The 13,547-nt window shown below is 37.8% G+C and carries 12 protein-coding genes; 6 read left to right on the forward strand and 6 right to left on the reverse strand.

What is annotated here, in order from left to right; translation table 11 throughout:
- Window positions 1–242 precede the first annotated feature (242 nt).
- Window positions 243–419, reverse strand: coding sequence for a hypothetical protein (locus ACS604_RS00840; RefSeq protein ID WP_171293574.1), 177 nt, complete (start codon window positions 417–419; stop codon window positions 243–245).
- 353 nt (window positions 420–772) lie between these two features.
- On the opposite strand from ACS604_RS00840, the gene ACS604_RS00845 reads away from it, so the two are divergent.
- Together ACS604_RS00845 and ACS604_RS00850 are read left to right on the forward strand one after the other, a co-directional pair.
- Entirely contained in the window at window positions 773–988 is a 216-nt protein-coding gene (locus tag ACS604_RS00845) for a hypothetical protein (protein WP_004792153.1), read from the forward strand.
- Between the two features lie 279 nt (window positions 989–1,267).
- Window positions 1,268–2,401, forward strand: coding sequence for an OmpW/AlkL family protein (locus ACS604_RS00850; protein ID WP_474769507.1), 1,134 nt, complete (start codon window positions 1,268–1,270; stop codon window positions 2,399–2,401).
- Between the two features lie 108 nt (window positions 2,402–2,509).
- Here the strand turns inward: ACS604_RS00850 and ACS604_RS00855 are convergent, their stop codons facing one another.
- From ACS604_RS00855 to ACS604_RS00865, 3 genes are read right to left on the reverse strand one after another with little or no spacing between them, the layout of a single operon-like run.
- The gene (locus ACS604_RS00855) at window positions 2,510–3,850 is read right to left on the reverse strand and encodes an MFS transporter (RefSeq protein WP_474769508.1); all 1,341 of its coding nucleotides are present in this window, start codon (window positions 3,848–3,850) and stop codon (window positions 2,510–2,512) included.
- A gap of 9 nt (window positions 3,851–3,859) precedes the next feature.
- A complete protein-coding gene (locus tag ACS604_RS00860; protein ID WP_474769509.1) occupies window positions 3,860–4,672 on the reverse strand; it encodes an amidohydrolase family protein in 813 nt (270 codons plus the stop codon).
- 7 nt (window positions 4,673–4,679) lie between these two features.
- The gene (locus ACS604_RS00865) at window positions 4,680–5,969 is read right to left on the reverse strand and encodes an SLC13 family permease (protein ID WP_474769510.1); all 1,290 of its coding nucleotides are present in this window, start codon (window positions 5,967–5,969) and stop codon (window positions 4,680–4,682) included.
- Window positions 5,970–6,080: 111 nt separating this feature from the next.
- Here ACS604_RS00865 and ACS604_RS00870 point away from each other — a divergent pair, with 111 nt between their 5' ends.
- Window positions 6,081–6,812, forward strand: coding sequence for a GntR family transcriptional regulator (locus ACS604_RS00870; RefSeq protein ID WP_151962906.1), 732 nt, complete (start codon window positions 6,081–6,083; stop codon window positions 6,810–6,812).
- Window positions 6,813–6,884: 72 nt separating this feature from the next.
- Here the strand turns inward: ACS604_RS00870 and ACS604_RS00875 are convergent, their stop codons facing one another.
- Window positions 6,885–7,802: a LysR family transcriptional regulator gene (locus tag ACS604_RS00875; protein WP_474769511.1), complete on the reverse strand. Its 918-nt coding sequence runs from the start codon at window positions 7,800–7,802 to the stop codon at window positions 6,885–6,887.
- 96 nt (window positions 7,803–7,898) lie between these two features.
- Between ACS604_RS00875 and aptA the strand changes: the two genes are divergently transcribed.
- The 3 genes from aptA (at window position 7,899) to ACS604_RS00890 (ending at window position 12,402) form a co-directional block, all read left to right on the forward strand.
- Window positions 7,899–9,281 carry an omega-aminotransferase AptA gene (gene aptA, locus ACS604_RS00880; protein ID WP_474769512.1) on the forward strand — a complete coding sequence of 461 codons (1,383 nt, stop codon included), beginning with the start codon at window positions 7,899–7,901 and terminating at the stop codon, window positions 9,279–9,281.
- A gap of 54 nt (window positions 9,282–9,335) precedes the next feature.
- Window positions 9,336–10,901 carry a CoA-acylating methylmalonate-semialdehyde dehydrogenase gene (locus tag ACS604_RS00885; protein ID WP_474769513.1) on the forward strand — a complete coding sequence of 522 codons (1,566 nt, stop codon included), beginning with the start codon at window positions 9,336–9,338 and terminating at the stop codon, window positions 10,899–10,901.
- A gap of 109 nt (window positions 10,902–11,010) precedes the next feature.
- Window positions 11,011–12,402 carry an amino acid permease gene (locus ACS604_RS00890; RefSeq protein WP_199945777.1) on the forward strand — a complete coding sequence of 464 codons (1,392 nt, stop codon included), beginning with the start codon at window positions 11,011–11,013 and terminating at the stop codon, window positions 12,400–12,402.
- Window positions 12,403–12,504: 102 nt separating this feature from the next.
- Here the strand turns inward: ACS604_RS00890 and ACS604_RS00895 are convergent, their stop codons facing one another.
- Window positions 12,505–13,398 carry a LysR family transcriptional regulator gene (locus tag ACS604_RS00895; protein WP_474769514.1) on the reverse strand — a complete coding sequence of 298 codons (894 nt, stop codon included), beginning with the start codon at window positions 13,396–13,398 and terminating at the stop codon, window positions 12,505–12,507.
- Between the last annotated feature and the right edge of the window lie 149 nt (window positions 13,399–13,547).

The following is a 13,547-nucleotide window of genomic DNA, read 5'->3' on the forward strand; positions in this document are numbered from 1 at the left end:
CTTAAGTGCTCTTTTTCTTATGGGCAGATAAATACTAGTTAAGTTTAAAATCAATTAAAAAAGCCCCTCATATCTGAGAGACTAGTCATATCAATTTTCTAGAATGAATGGCTGTAATTTCTTAAATAACTAAACAAATCAAATTGATAAAAGTAGTTAATATTAAAATAAATCAGTGCACTAATTTATTTTTTATAGTAGCAGAGCCTCAAAACATCTTCCAAGGCACTGTTAATAAGAAATTATTTGTTATTTGGATCAGGTTGTTCATTATTCTCAGGCAGGTCTTTTACGGTGCCAGGAACCTCTGATGGTTCAGTTTCAGTAGGTGGTGTTGTCGCAGAATGCTTGTTCATTTGAGCTTTGATGATATTAGTGTTGTTAGTTGTATTTTGTGAAAAACTTTTAAAACCTGACATTTTTATCTTCTTATCTTCACTAGGGAGAGTTCATAGTACGCTTTAAACGCCTTTACATTGCGGTAGTTTTAAGACTGATATGTGTTGATATGTCCTAGAAAAGATCTTTATCTCGACGACTTATTTCATAAATAAAATCAATTATATATAACCTGTTGAGTTTTATCCTTTAAATTTTGAAATTACGCTTTCCAAATTTCAAGTAGGGGTACATAAAGCACACATATATAAATTATTTTAAGATAGTGGATTAATACAGTTTTAAAAATTAATTCAATCAAGTTGTCTACAAAATATTGATAGTATAAAAATATTGTTAGGCATAATATGCATGATTAAATTGGAGCATATTGATGCTAAAAGACATTACAATTATTGATTTCCAAGGTAAAGAAAAAAGAGCACAGGCAAACTATACGGAAGTAAATACTAATAAAATCAAACATTCATCTAGAGTTCAGAGACCAAAAGTTGAATATATTTTGTTAAAAGGTGAATTTATTTACCCTACTTCAAATTCTGTTTTCTACAGTTCCGATGGCAACAGCTATTATATAGAGTACAAATGACTCACTTGGGTGGGTTTTTTAATGGGTAAAATATAAAAAAAGTTGGATTTAATCTAATCAAAAATAAGCTCATCGGAAGGTGGGCTTTTTTTAATTTATAAATTTCCATAGAAAGTTCACTTGTATTGTATATTTTTCAATCAATTATAATAAATTAAGTAAACTTAATATATTGTTTTATAATACTTTTTATCGGAAAATTTTACCAAAAGTTAAAAAAATCTTTATTTTAAATGAAGAGGTTAATGGAAACCTCTTAAATAAAATAAAGGAAATAAAATGGATATTTTAAAATTAATAGGCGGAAATCTGCTTGCAGTGGCTTTTGTAACGGGAACTCAAACAGCACATGCAGAATTTAAACGGTTTTCTGTGTCTGCTGGGTGGTTGCATGTCATGCCACAAGGAAAGGCAAATCCATTCAACATCAATACTGCTGTAGCAAATGGAACCACTGCCAAAGTCGGAACTATTTCTACTTCAGCATTTATGAAATCAATAGACCCTAATGCAACATTATCAACTGGGGAAAATACCAAAGAAGTTCTCGATATGGTATTTAGTCATCCAGTCGATGAAAACGGCAATCAGCAACAATCGGTTGGTCAGTTATTAGGGCTTGTAGATGAAAATGACATGGTTTCGCCAGATATCACGGGTACAGCAACGATTAAAGGATTGGAGCAATGGGAAGCTCAAGGGTCAGGCCTTGAAGCTGATGATATAGATACTTTGGGATTAATGTTTAATTATTACGTTAACGAAAATGTGTCATTACAGCTCATCGGTGGGATTCCTCCAAAAGTTGATATTAAGGGGAAAGGAGAAATCAACGCTCCGTTATCTGGTTTTGCAAATCCTGAAGGGTTAGCTGCTTTGGTTATAGGGGATAAACTTGATTTATTACAAGACATTCCGATTACTAATCTTGGTAATAAATCGAAAGCAGCTACGGTACGTGCATGGACTCCAGCGTTAGAGGCTCAATATCAGTTCGGAAAGGCAGGAGTAAATAAATTTCGGCCATATATTGGTGCCGGAATTATGTATTCACGCTTTTCCAATATTAAGTTAAACGACCAAATTAATTCTGACTTAATTGCTGCGGGGCATATGATTCAGAATGTTCTAGATAACAATGCTGGTGCAGCTTTAGATGGTAAAACTTCGAGTGCAAATCCATATGTTCGAGTTAAAGCAACTGATGCGATTGCCCCAATTGTGAGTCTAGGAGCTACTTATGACATCACACCAAATTGGTATGCCGTTGGTTCAGTGTCCTATGCAAAGTTAAATAACCGCGCAAATATTGATGTGATTGATAGCAAAACAGGTAAGCAGTTAATTCATGCCTCAACCAAAGTTGATATTGATCCTTTAATTACATATCTAGGTGTGGGGTATCGTTTTTAATATTTGTCTTTAAATTAGAATCGTATTTACTACAGTAAAGAAAGCCCTGCTAAATATTGTTTTTAGTAGGGCTTTCTTAAATTATGAGAGCAAATTAAATATCATTGCTTAAACCACTTTTTGAACCTTTTGCGCCTTCGGCAAAGTTGGTTTCCTTCCCAAATATAACGCAATCATTGCACCCGTAAATGTAAGCATACATAGCGGTAAAAGAGAAATAGGGAAACTACCCGAGTAGTCTTTGACTATGCCCATGATAGAGTTCATAAGGCCAGTACCAATATGCGCGATAGTATTGACCGCCGCAATGCCCACAGCAACTAAAGTAGGTGGTAAACGTTCAGAAACCAAAGCCCAGAAAGGACCTTTAATGGCATAGTTACCCATCAAAACTAACGAGAATAAAAGCAAGCTTAATGTTAAAGATGAAGTAAAAATCGTAAGAAGCAAACCAAGACTCGTCACAAATAGCGGAATAGCTGTGTTCAAACTCTTATTACCACTTTTATCAGCATGTATGCCCCAAACAATCATAAACACAGCGGCTAAACCAAACGGAATCATATTTAACAGACCGGTTTGCATAGCAGTTAAATGAAAGGCTTTTAAAATTTGAGGCATCCATAACGATAAAATATTGCTGGTTGCTGAACTTCCTGCATAGATAATTGCGAAGAACCATAAATATTTATTGGTAATAAGAAGTTTAAACTTACTCTTTTTCTGCTCAGCACTGTCTTGTTTTTCAGAATTTAACAATTGGTTTTTTTCAAAAGTTAAGGTGTTTGAGAGCCATTCCTTTTCTTCTTGATTTAACCATTTAACATTATTTGCAGTGTTAGGCAGCCATACAAGACAAAATAAACCAAGAAGAATCGCGGGTAAGGCTTCTAAAATTAAAAGCACTTGCCATCCACTTAAACCCAGTAAACCATGTAAACCTAATAATAAAGCAGATAACGGTGAACCGATAAAGTTAGATAAAGGAATGGCAACCATAAATACAGCAACAATTCGAGCCATATATCGTTTTGGGAACCAGAGCGTTAAATACAGTAGTACGCCCGGGAAAAAACCAGCTTCGGCAGCGCCGAGTAAAAATCTTGAAATCGAATAAGAAATGGGGCCGGTAATGAAGGCGGTACAGCAACCCACAATTCCCCAAGTAATCATGATTCTTGCAATCCAGATACGTGCCCCCAGCTTTTCCATTGCCATGTTGCTGGGAATTTCAAATATAACGTAGGCAATAAAGAATAATGTCGCACCGAAACCAAAGGCGGTAGCAGTTAAACCAATTTCTTGGTTCATGGTTAAAGCGGCGAAACCAATATTCACCCGATCAATATAAGCGATGAAATAACAAAGAATGAGGAAGGGAAGAATACGAAAAGAAAGTTTACGGATCGTTGACTTTTCTACTTCCGATATAGATATATGATTGTTCATACATACTCCTTATGTACGTGAGAAACCAAAAAGCTCGGTAGGGTTCTGGTTTAAAATTAAACATTGCTCGTGTTTATCAAACACAATCTGTTTAAAGGTATGAATCGCATCTTCAAAAGTCACATGTGATTCATGTTGGGTATGTGGCCAGTCACTTCCCCAAATGAGCTTGTGTAAAAAACCTTTTTCTTTAAAAATGTTATAGGCCTGTTGGGCTGTATTTATGCTGTTGGGTATAGCGCCCAAACGGTAGAAACCAGACACTTTAATCCAGTGTTGTTGTACGTTAAGTAAGCTTAAAAACTTTTCATAATCGGGATCATCAATCCCTTTAATTGGATCAATTCGACCAAAATGGTCAATCACAACATCAAAGTTGTATTCACCCAATTGTGGTAAAAGCTGAATTAAATATTTCGGTGGCGCGTGTACTTCAACTTGCCAGTTGAGGCTTTCCAAATGCCGTAAAAACTTTTGCCATTCAGGCGCATTTAACGTAGGAGGGTTAAGACCGAATAGATTTAAGCGAATACCGACGATGCCTTGTTCTTTCAGTTGCAATAGCTCATCAAAAGCCGTCGTATGTTGAACAACGGCGATTCCTTTTAAACGCTCAGGGTATTGCTGAATCGCATTTAACATTGCTTGGTTATTGGTTCCCAAAAAGCTAGGTTGAACCAGAATGCCATGCGTGAAATTGTGCCGATCAAGATGAGAGACAAAACTTTGTACAGTTGCATCGTAATCAGGTGCGTATCGTGCTGTTTCGATACTGCGGTCCTGTATCGAAAAAACATGTGCATGTGTATCTATACAGTTCATTTCCATCTCACATTACAAATTTTAAAGCGAAAATAGCGATTAAAGCTGCGATTAGTCCTACAGGAATGGCTTTAAATAACAGTTGATTAAAGAATTTGGTTTTATCGATATCTGCTGGTGCTGAAGCCATAATGAGGCTACCGCCAGATGAGAAAGGAGAAATAGCTGTAGCTTGTGCCCCCACAACAATACAAATGAAGAGCACAAGTGGATTTAATCCAGACGTAATTGCAAGCGCTGGAACAATTGGAAATAGGGTTGGGGCAACAACACCAAGCGTGCTTGAAAAGACAGACATGATGGCACTAATCAGGCATAGCAGTACTGGAATAACCCAAACTGGAACGTTGTGTGCTAACCATTCTGAAAGTGTCGTAATAATGCCGAGTTTCACGCCTAATGCGATGAGCATACCGACACCACAAATCATGATAAGCGTTCCCCAAGGCACAAGTGCAACGACCTTTTTCTCATCGGCAAGTTTCATGGGTAAACTGATGAGTGAAAAGGTAATGGCAAGGAAAGCAATATCAATTTTGGAATTTAAAAAACTGATGGTTTTTGCATCTGGAAAAACAAGGTGCAATATGGGAAAAACCAAAACAATCGACATCATTAAAATAATGAGAAAAATTGATTGTTTCTGCTTTTTGTCGAATGGCTCAGGCTTTTGATCTTCAATGACAATTGAATTACTTTTTCTATTCCAGAGGGTGTAAATTCCCAATACTGCAATTGGAATAATTAAAGTTAAGACAAAAATTCCGCTACTATATGAAAAAGCGGTTTGAGAGCTAATGCCTGTATTTTCCATTAAGCTTCGGAAAATAATGCCACTTTGTGATGTCATAAAATTTGCGCCAGCTAAAGCGCCGTAATTTGCAGCCATCCCACCAATAATCATATTCATATTGGTTTTTTTACACAGCAGCAGGGTAATCGGTGCCATAAAAGCAAGCACCGTATAAAAACCTGCGCCTAGGCCGGCAATAATGGTCGCGGCGAAAAAAATCGCTAAAGGTAAAAACTGAGGAAACTTACGGCACTTATATAAAAGATGACTGGCGAGCTTTTCTAATGCGCCATTTGCCAGAGCAAAGTTATAAAACAGAGTAACAGATAAAATAATAAAGAAAATTTTGACAGGCCATAATTCAATAACTTCAGAAGGCTTAAGACCCATGCCAAAGCAACCAATCAGGTAGGCAAACGCTATTGTAAAAAATCCAATATTAATTTTCGTTTTATAACCTAAACCTATTGATACGGCTAAAGCCATCAGCATCAATGCAGTCATATTATCTTCCTTGATAAATATATAAACATCTAAACATATATATGTTTGGTTTTTTGTATTACACAGAACTATGCTAATATTGTCAAATCGATTTCATAATGTTTAACGCAAATGCTTGATGAGACTGCATTTAAAAATTTTAAATTGCCAAGATATGAAAAGGTCCGTTGGGAACTTCAAAAACTCCTGATTCAGTCAAAATGGACAGTTGAAGAGCCTATTCCAAGTGAACAAGAACTTGCGCAAATGTATAGCGTATCGGTAGGAACCGTTAGAAAGGCGGTTGAAGGATTGGTTGAGGACGGCTTGTTGGTTAAGTTGCAAGGAAAAGGCACTTTTTTAAAACAACCTAATTTTGAAAACTCACTTATTCGTTTTTTTAGACTTCGTAATAAAAAAGGCGAGTTCATTCAGCCACTAGGTCAAATTAAAAAAGTAGAAGTGTGTGATGCAATATCGGAAGTAAATGCAGAACTAGGGCTTGGCCTTACCGAAAAGTTGCTTTATATCGAGCGTGTGCGTAAGCATGAAGAAGTCGTTGTGTTAAGCGAAAGAATTTGGTTGCCTGAACATTTATTTAAAAATCTGGAAGAAATTCCGATCGCTGAGTTTGGTAATTTACTTTATCCTTTTTATTATCAGCACTGTGGCCAATTTATTTCTTCTGCAACAGAACGGTTAACTTTTGAGAAAAATATCAAAGATAGCTATTTAAATAATAAGCTGGAAGATCCTTTAGTTAAGGTATGCCGTATTGCAAAAAATCTTGAAGGGGTTGCAGTTGAATACCGTGAGTCGTTTGGCTTGGCTCATAATTTTCATTATGAAATAGCAATTAACTAATTCTTTTTATAATCTTTAATTTTGGTTTGTAGTGGATTTTTTTACGATCTGGCGGAGGTAGAAACTACCTCCCTAATGATTCAGCACCCGCTTCTCAAGCATTTCCATAAAAGTTTTTAAAATAATATTGTGGTTTTTGCCTTTGTGAGTAATTAAGCAAATGGGTGTGCTGTAATGCATTTTTTCCTTTGAAACGGCTTGCATAAAACCATCTTCAACCCATTTCTTTGCATAGTGGTCGGGTAAAAAACCTAAAAATTTTCCCGTTAAAATCAGAAATGCAATTCCTTCACGGTCACTGGCTGTCGCTTTACAGTCTAAAAGCTGGTGCAACTTTGCCGCTTCAGGTGTGATTGCATAATTAGGAAGTACAGCTTGCCATTTTTTTAATTCATCTAGTTTCATCTTGCTACATTTGCCAAACAAGGGATGGTTTTTACCGCAGTACAAAAATGAACTTTCGCTATATAAGTCAAAATAGTCTAGGCCAGACAGCGGAGTCACAAGGGGAATGGCTCCCGCATGTAAACGGTTATCTAGCACGCGGCATTCAATATCTGAAAGTGTGCTCATGCTAATGTTAATAATTACCTCAGAATGTTCTTCGGCAAGTTGTGCCAGCGTATTGGTAATGTAGCCACTTGGCATGGTCACAAGGTTATTAATAATACCTATATTAAATTCGCCTTTTAGACGGTTATGCATTTGATTGACTTTGGAGCGAAAGTCTTCGATAGAAGCCGTGAGCACTTCTATATATTCTAAAATTTCTCGTCCTTCATCAGTCAATGCAAACCCTGCGCGGCCGCGCTGACATAGCCGAATGCCCAAACGATTCTCTAAATCGCTCATATGCAAACTAATTGCAGAACGACTAATGCCAAGAATACTTTCGGCAGATGTAAAGCTGTGACAGTCACAAACCGTTTTAAATACTTTAAGTAATTTAATATCAAAATCAGTGACTTGATTTAATTTTTTAGGTTTCATTTAGTTTTGTTTTTTTAAATCTAAACTCAAGATAATTTGAATTTATCAAAACTATAGTGCTATGTACACTCAAAAAATAGCCTCAAAACAAGAAGAGTGATTATGTTTGATATCGACAAATTATCTGATGGAGATTCTGCATCGGAAACCGTTCAATCAAATGCTCAGATGAGCTTAAATTATCAAGCGCATTGGATGCCATTTTCTGCAAATCGTAATTTCCATAAAGATCCGCGCATGATTGTTAGTGCGAAAGGATCATATTTAATTGATAGTACTGGCCGTGAAGTCTACGACTCATTATCTGGACTGTGGACATGTGGTGCTGGGCATACGCTTCCTGAAATTCAGCAAGCCGTAAGTACTCAGTTAGCAAAGCTGGATTATTCACCAGCATTTCAGTTTGGTCATCCGTTGTCGTTTCAATTGGCTGAACGAATTATTCAACTTATGCCTGAAAAATTGCAGCATGTGTTCTTTACCGACTCGGGTTCAGAGTCTGCCGACACCGCAATTAAAATGGCGCGTGCCTATTGGCGAATTAAAGGCAAACCAAGTAAAACCAAACTGATTGGACGTGCCCGTGGCTACCATGGTGTAAACGTTGCGGGGACAAGTCTTGGTGGTATCGGTGGCAACAGAAAAATGTTTGGTCAGCTTATGGATGTAGACCACTTACCGCATACCTTGCAGCCCGATTTAAGTTTTACCAAAGGCTGTGCAGAAACAGGTGGGGTAGAGCTTGCCAATGAGATGCTTAAGTTAATTGAGCTACATGATGCTTCGAATATTGCTGCGGTTATTGTAGAGCCAGTGTCAGGTTCGGCAGGATGTATTGTGCCGCCGACTGGTTATTTAAAACGCTTGAGAGAAATCTGCGATCAACACGATATCTTACTTATTTTTGATGAAGTCATTACTGGTTTTGGGCGAATGGGGACTTGGACGGCTTCAGAATATTTTGACGTTACACCAGATATTTTAAATTTTGCCAAACAAATTACCAACGGCGCTATTCCACTGGGTGGCGTAGTGGCAAGCCATGAAATTTATGATGCCTTTATGCAGCAAGATTTACCTGAACATGCGGTTGAATTTACCCATGGCTATACCTATTCGGCGCACCCAGTGGCTTGTGCAGCGGCTTTAGCAACACTTGGTGTTTTAGAGAAGAAAAATTTAATTCATCAATCAGCTGCTTTAGCTCCAAACTTTGAAAAGCTTTTACATGAATTAAAAGGCGCTCCAAACATTCTTGATATACGCAACTGCGGGCTGATTGGTGCTGTGCAATTAGCACCGCGTGATGGCGATGCGACGATTCGTGGTTTTGAAATTGGCATGCAACTTTGGAAAGCAGGTTTCTATGTCCGTTTTGGCGGAGATACGCTTCAGTTTGGCCCAATGTTTAATAGCACTGAGGCAGAGTTACAACGACTCATGAATGCCGTGGGTGAGGCAATTTATCAAGTGAAATAACACTGATCGACTTAGAACTTAATTGGACAAGATGAATAGACACAAGGAATAAAGATGAACACTTTAGAGAATTTTGACAGTAACGCGGTTGCCAACACAGAAACAGATTCAAGTCAGCAAGCCATTAACGTGGTAGGGCATTTTATTGATGGTGGTCTCGTCACTAAAACCACCAAGAAACAACCTATTTATAACCCAGCGACAGGTGAGAGTACAAAAGAAGTTGCACTTGCAGACGCAGAGTTGGTCAACAAAGTGGTTCAAATTGCAGAGCAGGCTTTTCCAGCATGGCGTGATACACCAGTGATTAAACGCGCACGTGTGATGTTTAAATTTAAGCAATTACTTGAAGAAAATGCTGACAAGCTTTGCCAACTCATTGGTGAAGAACACGGAAAAATTTGCCACGATGCTAAAGGTGAATTACAACGTGGTATTGAAAATGTTGAATATGCATGTGGTGCGCCTGAGTTTTTAAAAGGCGAATATTCAAAAAATGTGGGTCCAGATATTGATTCGTGGAGCGAATTTCAACCGCTAGGTGTAGTGGCGGGGATTACGCCTTTTAACTTTCCTGCAATGGTTCCATTATGGATGTTCCCAATGGCGATTGTTTGCGGTAACTGTTTTATTTTAAAACCTTCGGAAAAAGCGCCTTCTGCTGCTTTATTTTTAGCGGAGCTTTTAAAACAAGCTGGATTACCTGATGGTGTTTTCAATGTTGTAAATGGTGATAAAGAAGCAGTTGATACCTTGCTACATCATCCTAAAATTCAGGCAGTTAGTTTTGTGGGTTCAACCCCTATTGCAGAGTACATATACCGTACGGCAACGGCGAGTGGTAAGCGCTGCCAAGCTTTAGGCGGAGCAAAAAATCATGCGATTATTATGCCTGATGCCGATGTTGATAATGTCGTGACTTCTTTATTAGGTGCTGCATTTGGCTCATCTGGTGAACGTTGTATGGCATTATCAGTCGCAGTTGCTATTGGCGATGAAGTTGCCGATATTGTGATAGAAAAATTAAAACAAGAAATGAAGCAATTAAAGTTTGGGCACTATGCAGATGAGCGTAATGACTTCGGACCGCTCATTACACAAGCACATAAAGACAAAGTACAAGCTTTTATCCAAAGTGCAGAGCAACAAGGTGCTAAAATTGTTGTAGATGGTCGTGATGCAAAACCGGCAGGTTATGAAAACGGTTTTTTTGTTGGGCCGACTTTAATTGATCAAGTTTCACCAGACATGACAAGTTACCAGCAAGAAATATTTGGTCCTGTTTTACAGGTCATTCGTGTACAAACCATGCAAGATGCAATGCAACTCATTAATGACCATGAATATGGTAATGGAACGTGTATTTACACTCGTGATGGCGAGGCTGCACGTTATTTTACCAGCAATATTCAAGTTGGTATGGTTGGGGTCAATGTGCCATTACCTGTACCAGTTGCATATCATAGCTTTGGTGGTTGGAAGCGTTCGTTGTTCGGTGATTTATATGCGTATGGGCCAGATGGGGTGCGTTTTTATACACGTCGTAAAACCATTACCCAACGTTGGCCTTCAACACAAGTTCGTGAAGCCAAACAATTTGCTATGCCTACATTAAATTAATCAATAAAAAGGGAAAACTCTGATTTTCCCTTTTTTGTTTCGTACAAGTTGGAGAAGTACATTTTTAAGACGGTTTTAAAATCAGTTTGTCAATTTGAAGGAATCGAATATGAACAATGATAAAACAATAAAATTAAGTGAAGGACTTTCTAATCGACATGTCACCATGATTAGTATTGGTGGTGTTATTGGTGCAGGTTTATTTGTAGGCTCTTCTGCGGCAATTGCAAAAGCAGGGCCTGCCGCCGTACTCGCTTATATAATTACAAGTATTTTAGTTTTTCTGGTTATGCGCATGCTGGGAGAAATGGCGGTCGCGCAACCTGATACAGGTTCATTTTCTACATATGCCCGTAAAGCTATTGGTCCTTGGGCTGGGTTTACCATTGGATGGTTATATTGGTGGTTTTGGGTGTTGGTGATTCCAATCGAAGCCATTGCAGGAGCTGAAATTTTACACGCTTGGTTCCCGCAAATTTCTAGTGCCGTTTATGCGTTTGCCTTTATTATTTTACTCAGTCTAGCTAACTTTTTTAGTACCAAAAGCTTTGGTGAATTTGAGTTTTGGTTTGCACTCATTAAAGTCATTGCGATTGTAGTGTTTATTATCATTGGAGCAATGGCTGTATTTGGAATGTGGCCTTTAGCAACAAATGTCAGTGGTGTTGGCAACCTATTTTCAAATGGTGGATTTATGCCACACGGAATGGGCGGTGTTTTGTCAGCCATTTTAATCTCGGCATTTTCATTTTTTGGAATAGAAATTCTTTCTATTGCAGCGGCAGAATCTAAAAATCCGGAAGAAAAAATTAAACGTGCAACCAATTTAGTGCTTTATCGAATTATTTTATTCTTTGTTGTTTCGATTTTTCTTGCGGTTGCTTTGGTCGATTGGCGTTCACCTGACTTACAAAAATTCGGCACCTTTCAGTTTGTATTAATGAGTTTAAATGTACCTGAAACTAAATTGATTATGGATGCTGTTGTTTTTATTGCGGTTGCAAGCTGTATGAATGCCGCGGTTTATACCTCATCTCGAATGTTATTTGCTTTAGGTACACGCCACGAAGCACCGAGTATTGTGACAAAAATTAATAGGGCAGGTGTACCGACTTCCGCCGTATTTTTATCGACTTTAGTTGGTGTGATCTGCTGTGCGGTGAACTATATGTTTCCTGGGCAAGTCTTTGGGTTCTTGTTATCCACCACAGGTTCAATCGCATTACTGGTTTATCTTGTAATCGCATTTTCACAATTACGTTTAAGACATAAATTGGAAAAAGAGGGCGCAGCTATATCTTTTAAAATGTGGTTGTTCCCATGGTTAACGTGGTTTGTGATTTTGGTCATTATGACAGTTTTAGGTTATATGTTCTTATCACCAACCTATAGTTATGAAACCACTTTATCTTTAGGCGTAACTTTGCTGGTGGTCATTTGCGGGTTGTTTGTCACGCGAAAGCGTAAAGCAACCAGATCGGTTGCCATGAATTTAGATTAATTAAAAAAAGAGTTTATAAAGACTTTGTGTAGTGAGATTTTATTCATCTATGTAAAGTCTTTTTGTTTTTATTCAATTTTTAATGGTGTCTGTTTAAATATTCTATTCAGAAAAAAGTTCAAAGCATACTCTTCTTAACCATTGGTTGCTTGGTGTTTGATGAACTCGTGCATGCCAATGCTGCTTTACGCTATAAGTCGGAAAATGATAAGGCGGTTCTAAAACTTTTAAGCCACCTCTAACTAAAAGCACCTGACTTAAATAATGAGGAATGGTCGCAATCGCGTCTGTGTCTTGAACAACCAAGCCAACCCCTAAATAGCTTGGCAAACGAACCAGAATATTTCGGTTTACTCCCAGTTTTTGTAACTCATGCTCCAGCACGTAGTGTCCACCCGTTGCAAAAATATCGACATGTAGTTCTTGGCGAAATTCTTGGTCTGAAAGCGTTGTGCCTGTAAGCCTCGGATGTTCTTTACTAGCAATACAAATATAACGTTGCTGGAAAAGTGTTTGCTGATAAAAACCTGCTTCGAGCTGAGGCAAAAAACCAATGGCTAAATCAATCTCTCCATTTGACATCATTACTGGCGTATTGGCATCAATGGGGACAATTTCTAAGCGGATATTGGGGGCATGGGCACGTAAATAATTGATCAGTTTAGGTAATAAAACCAGATGGCTAATATCAGTCATGCTGATTTTAAATTGATAATTTGAAGTCTGTGGATCAAATTCAATATTGTAGTTTTGAACCAATTTCAGGCGGTTCAGAATTTCTACAACCAGCGGATATATTTGTTTCGATAACTCAGTAGGTTGCATCTTATTTTCAATACGGACAAAAAGTGGGTCCTGAAAATGCTCACGTAATTTATTTAACGCAATACTTAAAGTCGGTTGTCCAATTTCAAGCTGTTCGGCAGCTTTAGACACACTGCTATATTTATAAATTTCAAAGAAAATTTGTAACAGCCGAGTATCAAGATCAAACACTTTAATTTCCTTGTATTGATTTTATCAATACAGACTATTGTTTTTTGTGCATGGATTCAACAATTTTCGATTGTTACATTGATGATCAAGGAAGAATAGGCCGTAAAAGTACAAAGCATTCTTGTACAAATTGGCCTTAAATAGAGGAT

It is taken from the genome of Acinetobacter sp. Li1LvA2 (assembly GCF_056156705.1).